This window comes from Halomonas sp. ANAO-440 (assembly GCF_019915905.1).
Taxonomy (GTDB): domain Bacteria; phylum Pseudomonadota; class Gammaproteobacteria; order Pseudomonadales; family Halomonadaceae; genus Halomonas; species Halomonas chromatireducens.
Map to the genome: position 1 here is coordinate 157,705 of NZ_JAHXBV010000008.1, position 15,110 is coordinate 172,814.

16 protein-coding genes are annotated in these 15,110 nt (G+C 65.7%); 5 read left to right on the plus strand and 11 right to left on the minus strand.

The annotated features are described in order from the left end of the window. The first annotated feature begins 95 nt into the window (after window positions 1–95). From KZO25_RS07795 to slmA, 3 genes are all read left to right on the plus strand, one after another. Window positions 96–1,481, plus strand: coding sequence for a phosphomannomutase/phosphoglucomutase (locus tag KZO25_RS07795; protein WP_223136515.1), 1,386 nt, complete (start codon window positions 96–98; stop codon window positions 1,479–1,481). Window positions 1,482–1,512: 31 nt separating this feature from the next. Continuing rightward, window positions 1,513–2,433 (plus strand): acetylglutamate kinase, encoded by a 921-nt coding sequence (gene argB / locus KZO25_RS07800; RefSeq protein ID WP_066451063.1) that lies wholly within the window; start codon window positions 1,513–1,515, stop codon window positions 2,431–2,433. A 76-nt stretch (window positions 2,434–2,509) separates the two neighbouring features. After that, window positions 2,510–3,121 carry a nucleoid occlusion factor SlmA gene (gene slmA / locus KZO25_RS07805; RefSeq protein WP_066451066.1) on the plus strand — a complete coding sequence of 204 codons (612 nt, stop codon included), beginning with the start codon at window positions 2,510–2,512 and terminating at the stop codon, window positions 3,119–3,121. A 102-nt stretch (window positions 3,122–3,223) separates the two neighbouring features. Here slmA and rpoH read toward each other — a convergent pair whose 3' ends face one another. From rpoH to ftsY, 4 genes are all read right to left on the minus strand, one after another. After that, on the minus strand, window positions 3,224–4,090 hold the full coding sequence (gene rpoH, locus KZO25_RS07810) for an RNA polymerase sigma factor RpoH (protein ID WP_223136516.1): 867 nt from the start codon (window positions 4,088–4,090) through the stop codon (window positions 3,224–3,226). Between the two features lie 210 nt (window positions 4,091–4,300). Continuing rightward, a complete protein-coding gene (ftsX, locus tag KZO25_RS07815) occupies window positions 4,301–5,284 on the minus strand; it encodes a permease-like cell division protein FtsX (RefSeq protein ID WP_223136517.1) in 984 nt (327 codons plus the stop codon). After that, entirely contained in the window at window positions 5,281–5,949 is a 669-nt protein-coding gene (ftsE, locus tag KZO25_RS07820; RefSeq protein ID WP_223136518.1) for a cell division ATP-binding protein FtsE, read from the minus strand. The genes ftsX and ftsE overlap by 4 nt, the downstream gene beginning before the upstream one ends. After that, window positions 5,946–7,328, minus strand: a complete 1,383-nt coding sequence (ftsY, locus tag KZO25_RS07825) for a signal recognition particle-docking protein FtsY (protein WP_223136519.1) — start codon at window positions 7,326–7,328, stop codon at window positions 5,946–5,948. The genes ftsE and ftsY overlap by 4 nt, the downstream gene beginning before the upstream one ends. An 88-nt stretch (window positions 7,329–7,416) precedes the next feature. Between ftsY and rsmD the strand changes: the two genes are divergently transcribed. Further along, the gene (rsmD, locus tag KZO25_RS07830) at window positions 7,417–8,055 is read left to right on the plus strand and encodes a 16S rRNA (guanine(966)-N(2))-methyltransferase RsmD (RefSeq protein WP_223136520.1); all 639 of its coding nucleotides are present in this window, start codon (window positions 7,417–7,419) and stop codon (window positions 8,053–8,055) included. Window positions 8,056–8,175: 120 nt separating this feature from the next. Beyond that, complete coding sequence (locus KZO25_RS07835) at window positions 8,176–8,367, plus strand: cell division protein ZapB (protein ID WP_066451081.1); 192 nt, start codon at window positions 8,176–8,178, stop codon at window positions 8,365–8,367. Between the two features lie 6 nt (window positions 8,368–8,373). Here KZO25_RS07835 and KZO25_RS07840 read toward each other — a convergent pair whose 3' ends face one another. From KZO25_RS07840 to prfB, 7 genes are all read right to left on the minus strand, one after another. After that, window positions 8,374–8,934 (minus strand): GNAT family N-acetyltransferase, encoded by a 561-nt coding sequence (locus KZO25_RS07840; protein ID WP_083517607.1) that lies wholly within the window; start codon window positions 8,932–8,934, stop codon window positions 8,374–8,376. Next, a complete protein-coding gene (locus tag KZO25_RS07845) occupies window positions 8,927–9,784 on the minus strand; it encodes a hypothetical protein (protein WP_223136521.1) in 858 nt (285 codons plus the stop codon). The genes KZO25_RS07840 and KZO25_RS07845 overlap by 8 nt, the downstream gene beginning before the upstream one ends. Continuing rightward, window positions 9,781–10,089 (minus strand): BolA family protein, encoded by a 309-nt coding sequence (locus KZO25_RS07850; RefSeq protein ID WP_066451086.1) that lies wholly within the window; start codon window positions 10,087–10,089, stop codon window positions 9,781–9,783. Before KZO25_RS07850 ends, KZO25_RS07845 begins: the two co-directional genes overlap by 4 nt. Before the next feature lie 35 nt (window positions 10,090–10,124). Then, a complete protein-coding gene (locus KZO25_RS07855) occupies window positions 10,125–11,534 on the minus strand; it encodes an MFS transporter (RefSeq protein WP_066451088.1) in 1,410 nt (469 codons plus the stop codon). An 81-nt stretch (window positions 11,535–11,615) separates the two neighbouring features. Continuing rightward, window positions 11,616–12,002, minus strand: coding sequence for a hypothetical protein (locus KZO25_RS07860; RefSeq protein ID WP_066452386.1), 387 nt, complete (start codon window positions 12,000–12,002; stop codon window positions 11,616–11,618). A gap of 393 nt (window positions 12,003–12,395) precedes the next feature. Beyond that, entirely contained in the window at window positions 12,396–13,946 is a 1,551-nt protein-coding gene (lysS, locus tag KZO25_RS07865; protein ID WP_066451091.1) for a lysine--tRNA ligase, read from the minus strand. 55 nt (window positions 13,947–14,001) lie between these two features. Then, window positions 14,002–15,100, minus strand: a protein-coding gene (gene prfB, locus KZO25_RS07870) for a peptide chain release factor 2 (protein ID WP_144439677.1) whose coding sequence is annotated in 2 segments (ribosomal slippage) — window positions 14,002–15,024 and window positions 15,026–15,100 — 1,098 coding nt in all. Because the reading frame shifts where the segments join, the coding sequence is not laid out codon by codon here. Window positions 15,101–15,110 lie beyond the last annotated feature (10 nt).

The following is a 15,110-nucleotide window of genomic DNA, read 5'->3' on the forward strand; positions in this document are numbered from 1 at the left end:
CCGGCCGTCCCATGGAGCGGGCCGCCCGGCAGGGTCCTCGCAACCTGGCACATGAAAACACACCTGTTTGACAAGGAACCGCTATGAGCCCAGTCATGAACAGCCCCGTACCGGCCTCCATCTTCCGTGCCTATGACATTCGCGGCATCGTCGATGACACCCTCACCGAGGAGACCGTCGAGCTGATCGGTCGTGCCATCGGCTCGGAAGCCGCTGCCCGCAACGAATCCACCGTGGTGGTGGCACGGGACGGACGCCTCTCCGGCCCCCGGCTGAGCGAGGCGCTGACCCGCGGACTGACCGCCGCCGGCCGTGACGTGATCGATATCGGCATGGTGCCCACACCGGTACTCTACTTCGCCACCCACGTTCTGGAAGGCACCGCCTCGGGCGTCATGGTCACCGGTAGCCACAATCCGCCGGACTACAACGGCTTCAAGATCGTGCTGGGCGGCGAGACCCTCTCCGGTGAGGCCATCACCGCGCTCTACCGGCGCATCGCGTCGGGCGACCTCAGCGAGGGCCAGGGCAGCGTGCGCCAGGACGACCTGCGCGACGCCTACCTGGAGCGAATTCTCGGCGACATTACGCTCGCGCGCCCGCTCAAGGCGGTGGTGGACTGCGGCAACGGCGTGGCCGGCGAGCTGGGCCCGAAGCTGATCGAACGGCTCGGTGCCGATACCATCCCCCTGTTCGCCGAGATCGACGGCACCTTCCCCAACCACCACCCGGACCCGGGCAAGCTCGAGAACCTGCAAGACCTGATCCGCGAGGTGAAGGCAAGCGGTGCCGATATCGGACTGGCCTTCGATGGCGACGGCGACCGGCTCGGCGTGGTGACGCCGACCGGCCAGCTCATCTACCCCGACCACCTGATGATGGCCTTCGCCGAAGACATGCTGTCACGTAACCCGGGCGCGAAGGTGATCTTCGACGTCAAGTGTACGGGCAACCTGGCCGGCGTGATCGAGCAGGCCGGGGGCACGCCGGAAATGTGGCGCACCGGCCATTCGCTGATCAAGGCGCGCATGAAGGAGACCGGCGCCCTGCTGGCCGGCGAGATGAGCGGACACATCTTCTTCCAGGAGCGCTGGTACGGCTTCGACGACGGCATCTACGGCGCCGCCCGGCTGCTGGAAATCCTGTCCAGGCAGGATCAGGACGCCGACACCTTCTTCGCACGCTACCCCCAGGATATCGGCACGCCGGAAATCAACGTTCACGTCACCGACGAGACCAAGTTCGAGCTGGTCGAGAAGCTGGCTCGCGAAGGTGACTTCGGTGACGATGGCGTCAAGACCACCCTGGACGGCATTCGAGTCGACTACGCGGACGGCTGGGGCCTGTGTCGTGCCTCCAACACCACGCCAGTCCTGGTCCTGCGTTTCGAAGGCAAGAGCGATGACGCGCTGGCCCGCATTCATGCACGGTTTGCCGACGCCCTCAAGCAGGTCGACCCGGCGCTGACGCTGCCGAGCTGACGGCAGCACCCCGTTCATTTAAGGAAGGAACATGACCGAAACAACGCGTGATCCGCGCCTGGTAGTGGAAGTGCTCTCCGAAGCACTTCCCTATATCCAGCGCTTCACCGGCAAGACCGTCGTCGTAAAGTACGGCGGTAACGCCATGACCGAGGACACCCTGATCGACTCCTTCGCCCGCAACATGGTGTTGATGAAAGAGGTCGGGATCAATCCGGTGGTGGTCCACGGTGGCGGCCCGCAGATCGGCGATCTGCTGACCAAGCTGAAGATCGAGTCACGCTTCGTCAACGGCATGCGGGTCACCGACGCCGAGACCATGGACGTGGTGGAAATGGTCCTTGGCGGCCTGGTCAACAAGGGCATCGTCAACCTGATCAACCAGGCCGGCGGCAAGGCGATCGGCCTGACCGGCAAGGATGGCTCACAGATCCGGGCGCGCAAGCTCAAGGTGGAACACCAGACCCCCGAGATGACCGCTCCCGAAATCATCGATATCGGCCATGTCGGTGAAGTCGAGCATATCTCCACCGACCTGATCGAGATGCTCGCCGAGCGCGACTTCATTCCGGTGATCGCCCCCATCGGGGTCGACGCCAAGGGCAACAGCTACAACATCAACGCCGACCTGGTGGCCGGCAAGGTCGCCGAGGCACTGGGCGCAGAGAAGCTGATGCTGCTGACCAATGTCGCCGGCCTGATGAATGCCGAGGGCGAAGTGCTCACCGGGCTGACCACCGTCCAGGTGGACGCGCTGATCGCCGACGGCACCATACATGGCGGCATGTTGCCCAAGATTCGCTGCGCCCTGGATGCGGTCAAGGGGGGCGTGGCGAGCGCCCATATCATCGACGGCCGCGTCCCCCATGCCACCCTGCTGGAGATATTCACCAACGCCGGTGTCGGCACCCTGATCACCGATGCCGAACGCCACGGCAACGACGCCGGCTGAACGCGATGTCCGCGCGGCACCGTGCCGTGGCGGACACACCTTCAGTACCGCAATACAACCAAAAAAAGATACCAACATGACGCAGGCAACTCCCCCACCCAGCCGCCGCGAGCAGATTTTGCAGGCACTCGCGCTGATGCTGGAGGAAGACAGCGGCAAGCGCATCACCATTGCGGCGCTGGCACGCCAGGTGGGCGTGTCCGAGGCAGCGCTCTACCGCCACTTTCCTAGCAAGGCGCGTATGTTCGAGGGGCTCATCGCCTTTATCGAAGAGACGCTGTTCGAGCGCATTACCCGCATTCTCGAGGAAGTCCCCGACGCCGTGCCGCGTTGCGGGCAGATCCTCACCCTGCTGCTCGCCTTCACCGAGAAGAATCCCGGCCTGTCACGCCTGCTCGGCGGCGATGTCCTGACCGGTGAGACTGCCCGGCTGCGCCTGCGTATCCATCAGCTCTTCGAGCGCCTGGAGACCCAGCTCAAGCAGGTGCTGCGAGAAGCCGAGCTGCGGGAAGGCTTCCGCCCCACCCTGCCGGTGTCGGCGACAGCCAACCTGCTGATGGCCCAGGTAGAGGGGCGCATCTCCCAGTATGTTCGCAGCGACTTCCGGCGCCTTCCCACCGAACACTGGGAGGACCAGTGGGCCCTGCTCTCGGCGCAGCTGATGCGCCAGGCCCGACAGAGCGCCTGACTCCACGCCCCCGTCCGTAATCCCTATTCACATAGCCCCTATGTACGAAGCCCCGGTGAGTGACCGGGGCTTCGATGTCCATGCGAGCGGGAGCGATGCGGCTCAAGCGGCCAGCGTATCACCCAGCTGCTGGCGGATCTTCTTCATGGCGTTCTTCTCGAGCTGGCGAATACGTTCGGCCGAAATGCCGTAGACGTCGGCCAGCTCGTGCAGGGTGGCCTTGCTCTCGGCCAGCCAGCGGCGCTGCAGGATGTCGCGGGAGCGCTCGTCCAGCGCCTCGAGGGCGAACTGCAGCCGGCGACTGGCATCGTCCTCCCAGTCGCTGTCCTCGAGCAGGGTGGCCGGATCGGAGCTGGCATCGTCGAGATAGTGTGCCGGCGACTGGTAGGTTGACTCTTCATCATCGCTGGGCGAGGCATCGAAGCCGGCATCGTGAGCCGAGAGACGGCCTTCCATCTCGCGCACCACTTCAGGCTTGACGTCCAGGTCCTTGGCGATGGCATTGACTTCATCATTGCTCAGCCAGGCCAGGCGTTTCTTGGCGCTGCGCAGGTTGAAGAACAGCTTGCGCTGGGCCTTGGTAGTGGCGATCTTGACGATCCGCCAGTTGCGCAGTACGAACTCGTGGATTTCCGCCTTGATCCAATGCACTGCAAAGGAGACCAGGCGTACACCCTGGTTCGGGTCGAAGCGCTTCACCGCCTTCATCAGGCCGACATTGCCTTCCTGGATAAGATCGGCCTGGGGCAAGCCATAGCCGGAGTAGCTGCGCGCGATATGCACGACGAAGCGCAGATGCGACAACACCAGCCGGCGCGCCGCTTCCAGGTCGCCCTCATCATAAAGGCGATAGGCGAGCTCGCGCTCCTCGTCCGCGGTCAGCATCGGGATGCCGTTTACCGCCTGAATATACCCGTTTAGGTCGTGGCCCGGTGATAACTGTCCCACCGGTAGAAGACTGGTGCTCATATGCAGGTTGTCTCCCTCGAAACCCTGGTGCGTACTGTTCGTGACCGCCATATTTGACGGCCACGACCACAGAATGTTCCGCATTTACTGGCTAGCGTGGCAGATTCCGCGGGTGTGTGCCAGCGAGCCGACACACTGGCCCTTACCGCGGCCGTATCTCCGCTCTAACGCGGCCGAATCTCCGCTCTAACGCGGCCGAATCTCCGCTTTTTACCGCGGCCGAACCTCCGCGAGGTGGCGGCTCACAGCGATCCAGGCACCCAGCCAGCCCAATAGTGTACTGCAGATCAGCAGCGTTGCCGAGCCCGCGGCGCCCAACTGAGGTAGCTGGAAGGTGGCACCATAGCTGGCCGCCAGGGCGCTGACGGGGGCCGCCAGCCACTCGCTGCCGAGGCCCAGGAGCCCCCAGGCGAGCAGGCCACCTCCCAGGCCGTACCAGGCACCGCTATACAGAAAGGGGCGGCGCACGAAGGCGTGGGTCGCGCCGATGAGCATCACCACCTCGATTTCCCGGCGACGACTCTCCACCGCCAGGCGAATGGTGTTGCCCACCACCAGCAGCACTCCGAGCCCGAACAGCACGCCCAGCGCCAGGGCCACGCGACTGCCGAGCTCAGCCAGGTGGCGCAGCCGCTCCAGCCAGGCCAGGTCGAGGCGCACCTCATCCACCCCGGTCATACCCTGCAACGACTCGGCCAGCTCGCGTACCGCCTCAGGCGCCGGGTCCACCGGTGTGACCACCACGCTTGCCGGCAGCGGGTTGTCATCGAGTCGACCCAGGGCGTCGGCCAGGCCCAGCGCCTGCTGGAACTCGGCCATGCCCTCGGCGGCAGTGATCAGGCGGGTACGCGCCACTCCCTCATGGGCAGCGATTGCTTCGTCGATGCGTCCAGCCTGGGCTTCATCGACCTGATGTGCCAGGTAGACGGTCAGGGTGGCGCTCTCCTCCAGCTCGGCGTCCAGCAGCCGGGCGCTGTCCAGCGCCAGCCACAGCGCCGCCGGCAGCACCAGGGCGATGGCGATCGCCAGCATGGTCAGCAGGCTGCCCACCGGATGGCTGAGCAGGCGCCGGGCGCTGTCCAGGCACATGGCACGATGGTGGCGCCCCCAGGCGCGCAGCCGACTGCCGGCGCGCGGACCCTGGCCCTGGCTGCGCGCCCCCCGTGGTGGCTGACGAGCGGCACCTCGGCTCATGCTGCCTCCTCGTCAGCCACCAGTCGACCATCCCGCAGCCGCAGCATGCGATGCCGCAGCCGGGTGATCAGGGCCAGGTCGTGGCTGGCAATCACCACGGTGGTACCTATCCGATTGAAGTCCTCGAACAGGGCCATGATATCGGCAGAGAGCTGAGGGTCCAGATTACCGGTAGGCTCATCGGCCAGCAGCAGCGATGGCTTGTTGACCACAGCACGTGCGATGCCCACCCGCTGCTGCTCGCCGCCGGAGAGTTCAATGGGCAGCGCACGCTCGCGATGCAACAGACCAACCTTGTCCAATGCCGCCCGCACCCGGCGCGCTGCCTCGCGGGGCTCCACGCCGCGGATTTCCAGCGGCAGCGCCACGTTGTGAAAGATGGAGCGGTCCAGCAGCAGCTGGTGGTCCTGGAAGACCACGCCGATCTGGCGACGGTAGAACGGCACCTGGCTGGCGTGCAGCCGGGCGATATCGTGGCCCGCTACCAGCACCCGCCCCCGGGTCGGCCGTTCCAGGCGCATGATCAGCCGCAGCAGGGAACTCTTGCCGGCACCGGAGTGGCCGGTGAGAAAGACCATCTCGCCCCGGCGCACGCAGAAGTCGAGGTTGGCCAGCGCGTCGAAACGCCCACCGTAACGCTTCCCCACGTGTTCGAAGACGATCATGCGGAGGCAGCGTCGCTATCGTTGTCCTGGTCGAAGAGAGCGTCGACAAAGTCCCGCGCCGCAAAGGGCCGCAGGTCGTCCAGGCTCTCGCCCACCCCGATGAAGCGGATCGGCGTGCCGAGCTGCTTGGCCAGGGCGAAGATGATGCCGCCCTTGGCGGTGCCGTCGAGCTTGGTCAGGGTGATCCCGGTCACCGGCACGGCCTCGTTGAAGGTGGCCGCCTGGGAGAGGGCGTTCTGGCCGGTGCCGGCATCGAGCACCAGCATCACCTCATGGGGCGCCGTGCCGTCCAGCTTGCCCATCACCCGATGCACCTTCTTGAGCTCTTCCATCAGGTGCCCCTTGTTGTGCAACCGGCCCGCGGTATCTGCAATCAGCACGTCCACCTTGCGCGCCTTGGCGGCGGCGACGGCGTCATAGATCACCGACGCGCTGTCGGCACCGGTGTGCTGGGCGATGACGGGTACGCTGTTGCGCTCGCCCCATACCTTGAGCTGCTCCACCGCGGCGGCACGGAAGGTATCGCCGGCAGCCAGCATCACGCTCCTGCCCTCGCGCTGGAAGCGCTGGGTCAGCTTGCCGATGGTGGTGGTCTTGCCCACGCCGTTGACCCCCACCACCAGGATGACGAAGGGGCCTTCACCCTTGGGCGGCAGCGCCAGCGGCTGCGCCACCGCATCGAGCATCACGGCCAGTTCGTCCTGCAGCGCCCGATACAGTGCCTGGGGGTCCTTGAGTTCCTTGCGCGATACACGCTCGGTAAGCCGGTCGATGATCTCGGTGGTGGCCTCGATGCCCACGTCGGCCATCAACAGCTGGGTCTCCAGGTCCTCGATCAGCTCGTCGTCGATCTGCTTCTTGCCCAGGAAGAGCCCGGCGATACCATCGGTGAGGTTGGCGCGGGTCTTGCCCAGGCCAGAGCGAATGCGTGCGAACCAGCCCTTTTTCTCGGAGACCGGCTTTTCCTGCAGCGGCGTGCGGGCCGGCTCAGGCCCGGGCTCAGGCTCGGGTGTCGACGGTTCGGCTTCGGGCTCGGACCCAGACGGCTCAGGTGTCGGTGGCTCGGGCTGGGTTGTGGCGGGCTGGGATTCGGGCGACAACGCTTCCTCGCGCAGCACCTCATTCTCCTCCTCCTGGCCGAGGGAATCGACCGCATCGGTCCCCTCACGCGCCTCGGCGGCCGCCGGGCCGGCCATGGCAACCTCCTCGGGCCGCTGCGCCTCGGTGATTGCCGGCTCCGAAGGGGCCGGCTCGGGGGAGGTTTCCTCAGCCGCCGGGGCCGGTGTCGCCGATGCCTCTTCCTCGGCCAGGTGCTCCGAATCCGTTGGCCGCTGCTGCTGCTCTTCCTGCTGCTTCTTGCGCTTGAAAAAACCGAACATGGGGGAATTCAGCCTCACGGGTGAATGATCGCTACATCCTACCACCGCGCACCATGACTGTGGACAAGTCGAGGGGTACAATTCGGCCATGACACGACACCGTACGCCTTCCCGCTCCCGCCGCACTGCCAGCGAGCCCCGCAAGAGTCATGGCGGCGGTCGCCTGCGCCTCATTGGTGGCGAGTATCGTCGCCGCCTGCTGCCGGTGCTCGACAGTCCCGGCCTGCGCCCGACCCCCGACCGCGTTCGGGAAACGCTGTTCAACTGGCTGGCACCAGTGACACCGGGGGCGCGTGCGCTGGACCTCTTCGCCGGCACCGGCGCCCTGGGCCTGGAAGCTATCTCCCGCGGCGCACGGGAGGCGCTGTTCGTCGAACGCGACGCCCGCGTCGCCCAGGCACTTTGCACAAACCTCGGGACCCTCGGCGCTACTCAGCGCGGCCGAGTGGTTAACGCCGATGCGCTCGCTTTTCTGGCCGCTCCCCCCACCGACGCCACCCCGCCATTCACGCTGGTATTTCTCGACCCACCCTTTCGCCAACAGCTGGCCCAGCCCTGCTGCGAGTGGCTGGAGCGAGGCTGGCTGGCGGAGGAGGCCTATATCTATCTTGAAACCGAATCGGAGCTGGCTCCCCAGGTGCCGGTCAGCTGGCAGCTCCACCGGGAGATACGCGCCGGGGACAGCACCGGGCGGCTTTATCGACGGCTTCCGGCCGACGGCAGTTGACGCTTCATCGTCGCCTTTCGGCAACGCTTGCCGAGCCGAGGCCCTCGGCGTTACGCTGCGCGTCGGAGATCGACGGCGGGCATGGGCCCGCCGCACAGGACGTCTTTTCAGGAGGACAGGATGAGCACCGAACTCTTCAATCGGCTCGAACAGAAAGTCGCCAGCGCCGTAGAAGCACTGGAATTGCTGAAGATGGAAGCCGAGGAGCTGCGCGAGGAGAACAGCCGCCTCAAGCAGGAGCGCGAGGAGTGGGAGCGTCGGCTAACCGCGCTGCTGGGCAAGTTCGAAGAGGTAGAAACAAGCAACGACTGATCCAGCCTACAGCAGCCGGCGCGACATCAGTATCGCATCCTCACGCCCCGCGCCGGCGCCCGAAGTCCCCTCTGGCCCTGATCCTGATGGCATGACGGCTCTCCCGCCGGCCGGCGGCTGAGCGATAGCGTCATGATCGGGCGATTCCAGCCCAGGGAGCGACAAGGCGGGATAGTAGCCACGACGCCTGCCATCCTCGTCGAAACCCGCCTGGCGATAGAGGGCGATGGCGCCCGCATTACTCTCCCTGACTTCCAGCAGCAATCGCTCGCTCTCCCAGCGCAGCGCCTGGTCGATCACTGCCGTGAGCAGGCTCGCAGCCAGGCCGCGGCGACGCATGGGCGGTGCCACCAGCATGGCCTGAAGCTCGGCCTCGAAAGGCAGGCGAGCCACCACGGCGTGCCCGGCGAGCTGTCCCTCCGCCTCGACACCCAGAACGCAAACCGCTTCGTCAGTCAGGAGCGTTTCGAGCTGATCGCGGCCCCAGGGGCGAGGGCGGGTTCGCTCCAGCGCCACCAGGCGCTCCAGGTCGGCCACACCCAGGCGCCGGAGTACGCTTTCAATCATGCCCTGGAGCCTCGTCACCAGTGTCCGACGGCGCTCCACCCTTGCTGTTGCTGCACCAGGCCTCACGCCACGCAACCAGCGATGGCCAAAGGCCGCGCTTGGCCTCGGCGCTGTTCGCCAGCTCATCGAGGTCGGGTGCCCGCCAGCCGGGCAGGTCCAGCAGTTCGCAGTGCTCGCCGTCCAGGTTGAGTACCTGCTCGAGCGTCTCGTCGCTGCCAAAGAGCAAGACCCGCTCCGGTGCCCAGCCGTGCCGACCCGCTCCCGCAATGAAGGCCTGGACCCCTTCCCTCGCCTCTTCCAGTGGCGCCTCTGCGGGCAGCCCTTCCACCGGAGGCCAGCGAAAGCCCTGGAAGCGGGGTGAGCGTGACAGGGAAATCCCCACGGCATGCAGCAGATTGCCGAGCAGGTTCAGGTGAACTTCCGTCGGCGGCTCGTCCCCCGGCTTCAGCAGCAGCCAGCGGTCTTCCAGGCACGCCACCTGCAAGGAGAAGCGCAGCGGCTCCTGGTTTAGCGGGGTTTCACGCGGCGGGCCGACTGCCTCGATGCCCGCCTCCGGGCCGGATCCAGCTTCCCCGGCATCTCCACCCAGCATCTGCCTGGCTCGACCCGGCTGCACGGCTCGCATGCTGGGCGGTGGGGAAGTCACACTGGCGGGCTGCTTCGCTGCTGGCGGTTCGGCCTCTTCCAGCAGCGCATGCAGGCGCTCGGCAGGCGCAACCGCGGCGGCGGGAGCCTGCGTGACCCACTCACACGCCTCGGAGGGCCGGGCATTGGGCAGTCTGTATCTGGCCACCCAGGCGGTCAGGCCCATGGCTTCCAGATACTGCAGCCGCTGCGGCTCCGATGTCACGCGCTGCCGCCACGACAGTCGGGCGATTCAGGCCTCGCACCGCCGCGAGCTTCCCACTCGTCCGGGGTATAGAGATGCAGCGCAAGGGCATGCACAGGGCCGGCAAGTTCATCGGAGAGCACCGCATAGAGTCGCTGATGGCGCTTCACCGGCATCAACCCCTGGAAATGCGCGGAAACCAGCGTGACCTTGAAGTGGGTCTCGGAATTGGCCGGCACGGCATGCCGGTGACTCTCGTTCTCCACCGTCAGAAACGTGGGCTCGAGGGCCTGCAGTTTCGCTTCGATATCGGCCTGGACACTCATAGGGGCTCCATGGAGAAGGATAAGGCCTCATTGTACTATCTAGGTGGCGACGTCGTCTGCCGCGAGCTCACCTGGGCGGCGCCGGCCAGCGGCATTCGAGCAAGGCTCGCGGCCAGGGCCAGGATACAGGCCACACAGCCGATCCACAGGGTAGCTTGTACCGGCGCATTGGCAGCCAGGAAAGCACCCACCAGCGCCACGCCGAGCGACTGCCCCACGGTGCGAGTGGTGCTGAGCACCCCCGAGGCGGCGGTACTCAACTCCCGCGGGGCACTGGTCATCATCTCGCGGTTGTTGGGCGGCTGGAACAACCCGAAACCCATGCCGCAAAGCGCCGTTCGCCACAGGCTGTCCAGCACGCTGGCGTCACTTTCCAGCAGCGCCAGCGAGGCCAGACCCAGCAGCAGCAGCAGCAGCCCGGTACTGGCCAGAATGCTGGGATTGACCCTGTCCGCCAGCCGGCCGGCAAAGGGGCCGACCAGCATGATGGCGAGCGGCCAGGGGGTGAACAGCCAGGCGGTCTCCAGCGGTGTAAAGCCCATCTCCTGCTGATAGAGGAACGTCAATGCCACGAAGGCCAGGCCCTGCCCCACGAAGGCGAGCCCGGAGGCCGACACCGCGAGGCTGAAGCGGGGCTCCTGAAAGAGCCTGGGAGGAAGCAGCGGATGGCTGGCGCGCCGCTGACGACGCAGGAACAGATACCCGGCCACCAGGCTCAAGGCCAGCCAGCCCAGCCACTGCCAGGCCGGTGCGTTGTGCCCCAGGGCATCCAGGGCCAGGAAGAAGCTGCCCAGCATGATCACCGAGCCCAGCGCTCCCCGACCATCGAAGCCACCGCGCCGACCCGGCTCCCGCGGCAGCGCCCGCCACGCCAGCCACAGCGAGATCAGGCCTAACGGTATATGCAGGGCGAACAGCCAGGGCCAGTTGGCCACCGACAAGACCAATCCACCCAGGGCAGGGCCGGACGCATAGCCCCCGGCAACCATCAGCGCGCTCAGCCCGAGCGCGGAGCCCAGCAGTCGGGTGGGGAAGATGGAACGATAGAGCGAAGGGCCGATGGAGAGCGTCGCCGCGGCGCCAAGCCCCTGCAGAGCGCGAAAGACGAGCAGCAGCTCCAGGCTGCGCGCCAGGGCGGCACCCAGCGAGGCAATCACGAAGAGTGCCAGGCCCGCCACGTAGAGCCGGCGACGGCTGATCATCTCGCTGAAGGAGGCGAACACCAGCAGGAAGGCGGCACAGACGATCTGGTAGAGATTGGAGACCCAGACGGCACGCGCGGCGGACACCTCCAGGTCGCGGGCGATCGAAGGCAGCGCCAGGTTGATCATGGTGGTGTCCACCACGGCCATCAGCGTGCCGAGAATCAGCGCCAGTACCGCCAGGCGCCGCTCGGGGCCCGGTAGCCCATCGTCGCCAGGCCGGGTCTCGAAGAGTCGGCTCATTCGGTTTCCAACACGCCAGGGTCCATAACGAGGAAACCGGCCGCAGCCGGTTTCACCATGCGCCAGCCATAAGGGCCTGGCTCAGTCTTGATCGGTTTCCAGCAGCAGCGAGTCGTCCACCTCGGAGATCTCCAGCGCCGCCTCATTGTCCAGGTCAATGGCCAGATAGCTGTGCTCGACCTGCAGGAAACGCTGGAACAGGGCCCAGTCCACGGCCTCGGGCCACTGACGCTCGTCCTCTTCCCAGGCCCTCAGCTCTGTCTCGAGGATCTCCAGGTAGCGCTCCCGGACGAAGCCTTCCAGCGACTCCGGCGTGTCCATCTCGGGGATCAGGTAGACGGTGCTTTCGCGTTCGACGTCGGCCAGAGTGAGGTCGTCGTCCCCCACCGTGGGTTCCAGCGCATTGATCCATTCCACGAAATGCCGGGTCGGCCTGACGCTCAGGGCGGAGCGGTTGAGCAGTTTCATCACGGTCTCCTCGACGTCGAAACGGTGATCATTATGGGTGCTAGTGCCGCTGCTTACCAATACTTCTGCTTTGGGGGCACAGCAGGCTCGGGGCTGATCCAGGGGCAGGGCTACGAGGAGGCGCACCGAGCCCATCCCTGGGCGCTACATTTGTCTTCCTTGGCAAATGAACTCCTCCCCCCGCTCGCCACCGCCACCGCTATCGCATAACCCGACGCTCGTGGGCTGAACTGGCGACAAGCCTTCGAGGAGGCGCTGTGAATACATCCCTGTACGCTACCTACGCCATCCCTGGCGTAGGACCTCCTCTTCGGCTTGATCCCCAGCGCCCCTCGCTTAGCACAGCAAGTAGCGGAGAGTGGCGAGGAAAGGCCAGGCCGAAGCATAGCCCCTTCAATCCACCTCAGGGCGCATGGCCGGGAACAGCAGTACATCCCGGATCGAGGCGCTGTCGGTGAACAGCATGACGAGCCGGTCGATGCCGATGCCCTCGCCGGCGGTGGGCGGCATGCCGTACTCCAGCGCACGCACGTAGTCGGCGTCGTAGTACATCGCCTCGATGTCGCCGGCCTCCTTCTCGGCCACCTGCTCACGGAAGCGCTCGGCCTGGTCCTCAGCGTCGTTGAGCTCCGAGAAGCCGTTGGCGATCTCGCGTCCACCGACGAAGAACTCGAAACGCTCGGTGACGAAGGGGTTGCTGTCCTTGCGCCGCGCCAGCGGGCTCACCTCGGTGGGATATTCGGTAATGAAGGTCGGCTGCTTCAGGCGGTGCTCGACGGTCTTCTCGAAGATCTCGATCTGAACCTTGCCCAGCCCCCAGCCATCCTTGACGTCGATGTCCAGGCGCTCGGCGATCTGGCGCGCGGCGGACGCATCGGCCAGCGCCTCGGCGTGGATGTCCGGATTGTATTCGAGGATGGCGTCGAACACGGTGATACGCTTCAGCGGGCTGCCGAAGTCGTACTCGAAGGTCTCGAGCACCTCGCCCTCGCTGTTACGCACGGTGTTGATCACGGTGGTGGTGCCCAGCACCTGCCGGGCGACGCTGCGCAGCATCTCCTCGGTGAGGTCCATCAGGTCGTTGTGGTTCGCATGGGCCTGGTAGAACTCGATCATGGTGAACTCGGGGTTGTGCCGCGTAGAGAGCCCCTCGTTTCGGAAGTTGCGGTTGATCTCGAAGACCCGTTCGAAGCCGCCCACCACCAGGCGCTTGAGGTAGAGTTCCGGTGCGATGCGCAGGTACATGTCGATGTCCAGCGCATTGTGGTGGGTGATGAAAGGGCGCGCGGTGGCGCCACCGGGAATCGGCTGCAGCATGGGGGTTTCCACCTCCATGAAGCCGCGCTCCTCGAAGAAGCGACGCATGGCGCTGATCACCCCGGCCCGGGTCTCGAACACCTTGCGCGAGTCGGGGTTCATGATCAGATCGACGTAGCGCTGGCGGTAGCGCGCTTCCATGTCGGTCAGGCCATGGAACTTGTCGGGCAGCGGACGCAGGCTCTTGGTCAGCAGCCTGGCTTCGGCCATCATCACGTAGAGGTCGCCCTTGCCGGACTTGTGTACCGGACCACGGCCGGCCACGATATCGCCGATGTCCCAGCCCTTGATGTCCTCCAGCGTCTCTTCCGACAGCCCCTTCTTGTCGATATAGAGCTGGATCTGCCCAGTGGCATCCTGGATGACCAGGAAGGGGCCCCGCTTGCGCATGATGCGCCCGGCCACGGCGGCCTCGCGCCCCAGGGTCTCCAGCGCCTCCTTCTCCTTGTCACCGAGCTCGGCGATCAGCTCGGCGGCCTGGCTGTCACGGCGAAAGTCGTTGGGGAAGGCGCTCTCGCCCCGCGCATCGGCCAGCTTGCGGCGATCGGCCAGCTTGGCGCGACGCTCGGCGATCAGGCGGTTCTCGTCCTGCAGGGGGGATTCGGAAGGGCTCTGGGGGTCGGCCATGTCGCTACCTGTTTGAAATCACAATATTCGGTGGAACTGCTGCACATCCGGGGCGCTATAGACCCTGCTTGAGGCTGGCGACGATAAACTGATCCAGGTCGCCATCCAATACCTTGTCGCAGTTGCTGGTCTGCACGCCGGTGCGCAGATCCTTGATGCGCTGGTCGTCGAGGACATAGGAGCGGATCTGGCTGCCCCAGCCGATATCGGCCTTGGAGTCCTCGGCCTCCTGCTTGGCAGCGTTGCGCTTCTGCATCTCATGTTCCCACAGCCTCGCCTTCAGCTGCTTCATGGCGAAGTCGCGGTTGGCGTGCTGACTGCGCTGGCTCTGGCAGGCCACCACGATGCCGGTAGGCTCGTGGGTGATGCGCACGGCCGAGTCGGTGGTGTTGACGTGCTGGCCGCCCGCGCCGCTGGAGCGATAGGTGTCGGTGCGCAGGTCCGCCGGGTTGATCTCGACCTCGAAGCTGTCGTCCACTTCCGGCGACAGGAATACCGAAGCGAAGGAGGTGTGGCGACGGCCGCCGGAGTCGAAGGGACTCTTGCGCACCAGCCGATGCACGCCGGTCTCGGTACGCAGCCAACCGAAAGCGTAGTCGCCCTGCACATGCACGGTAGCCGACTTGATGCCCGCCACTTCGCCGGCGGAGACTTCGGTGATCTCGGCCTTGAAGCCGTGATGCTCAGCCCAGCGCAGATACATGCGCAGCAGCATGTTGGCCCAGTCCTGGGCTTCGGTGCCGCCGGAGCCCGCCTGAATATCCAGGTAGGCGTTGTTCTCGTCCATCTCGCCGGAGAACATGCGCCGGAACTCGAGCTTCTCGAGGCTGGCGTTGAGGCCATTCAACTCCTTCTCGACCTCGGCGACGGTGTCCTCGTCCGCCTCCATCTCGGCCAGCTCGAGCAGGTCGCGGCTATCCGCCAGGCCCTGGTCGAGTTCATCGATGGTCTGGACGATCTGCTCCAGCGAGGCGCGCTCCTTGCCCAGTTTCTGGGCATAGTCCGGATCGTTCCAGACTGCTGGATCCTCCAGCTCGCGTGAGACTTCCTCTAGCCGATCCTTGCGTTCGGCATAGTCAAAGATACCCCCTCAGGACGTCTGTCCGCTCGGACAGGTCCTTGATGAGGTTATGAATGGGGTTGGTTTCCAGCATGGGCTCGCTC

Coding starts and splice junctions, on each gene's coding strand:
- KZO25_RS07795 (WP_223136515.1), top strand. CDS start 96: ATGAACAGCCCCGTACCGGCCTCCATCTTCCGTGCCTATGACATTCGC.
- argB (WP_066451063.1), top strand. CDS start 1,513: ATGACCGAAACAACGCGTGATCCGCGCCTGGTAGTGGAAGTGCTCTCC.
- slmA (WP_066451066.1), top strand. CDS start 2,510: ATGACGCAGGCAACTCCCCCACCCAGCCGCCGCGAGCAGATTTTGCAG.
- rpoH (WP_223136516.1), bottom strand. CDS start 4,090: ATGAGCACCAGTCTTCTACCGGTGGGACAGTTATCACCGGGCCACGAC.
- ftsX (WP_223136517.1), bottom strand. CDS start 5,284: ATGAGCCGAGGTGCCGCTCGTCAGCCACCACGGGGGGCGCGCAGCCAG.
- ftsE (WP_223136518.1), bottom strand. CDS start 5,949: ATGATCGTCTTCGAACACGTGGGGAAGCGTTACGGTGGGCGTTTCGAC.
- ftsY (WP_223136519.1), bottom strand. CDS start 7,328: ATGTTCGGTTTTTTCAAGCGCAAGAAGCAGCAGGAAGAGCAGCAGCAG.
- rsmD (WP_223136520.1), top strand. CDS start 7,417: ATGACACGACACCGTACGCCTTCCCGCTCCCGCCGCACTGCCAGCGAG.
- KZO25_RS07835 (WP_066451081.1), top strand. CDS start 8,176: ATGAGCACCGAACTCTTCAATCGGCTCGAACAGAAAGTCGCCAGCGCC.
- KZO25_RS07840 (WP_083517607.1), bottom strand. CDS start 8,934: ATGATTGAAAGCGTACTCCGGCGCCTGGGTGTGGCCGACCTGGAGCGC.
- KZO25_RS07850 (WP_066451086.1), bottom strand. CDS start 10,089: ATGAGTGTCCAGGCCGATATCGAAGCGAAACTGCAGGCCCTCGAGCCC.
- KZO25_RS07855 (WP_066451088.1), bottom strand. CDS start 11,534: ATGAGCCGACTCTTCGAGACCCGGCCTGGCGACGATGGGCTACCGGGC.
- KZO25_RS07860 (WP_066452386.1), bottom strand. CDS start 12,002: ATGAAACTGCTCAACCGCTCCGCCCTGAGCGTCAGGCCGACCCGGCAT.
- lysS (WP_066451091.1), bottom strand. CDS start 13,946: ATGGCCGACCCCCAGAGCCCTTCCGAATCCCCCCTGCAGGACGAGAAC.